Raw genomic sequence first — 269 nt, forward strand, 5'->3', positions numbered from 1 at the left:
ACTGAAACATCTTAGTAGCTGCAGGAAGAGAAAGAAACATCGATTCCCTGAGTAGCGGCGAGCGAAAAGGGAAGAGCCCAAACCAACAAGCTTGCTTGTTGGGGTTGTAGGACTGAACGTTAGAGTTACCAAAGTGCGACGTAGTCGCAATAGTTGGGAAGCTGTGCCATAGAGGGTGAAAGCCCCGTAGACGAAACGTCACACTCTCTGTTCAGGATCCTGAGTACGGCGGGACACGTGAAACCCCGTCGGAACCCGCGAGGACCATC

Annotated in this window: 1 rRNA gene; it reads left to right on the forward strand. The window is 52.4% G+C overall.

The annotated features are described in order from the left end of the window. Positions 1-269: ribosomal RNA gene (locus LMC10_RS01325) — 23S ribosomal RNA — on the forward strand; the annotation flags it as partial.

Origin of the sequence: Limosilactobacillus reuteri subsp. simiae, assembly GCF_020784875.1 — a bacterium.
GTDB classification, from domain to species: Bacteria; Bacillota; Bacilli; order Lactobacillales; family Lactobacillaceae; genus Limosilactobacillus; species Limosilactobacillus reuteri_H.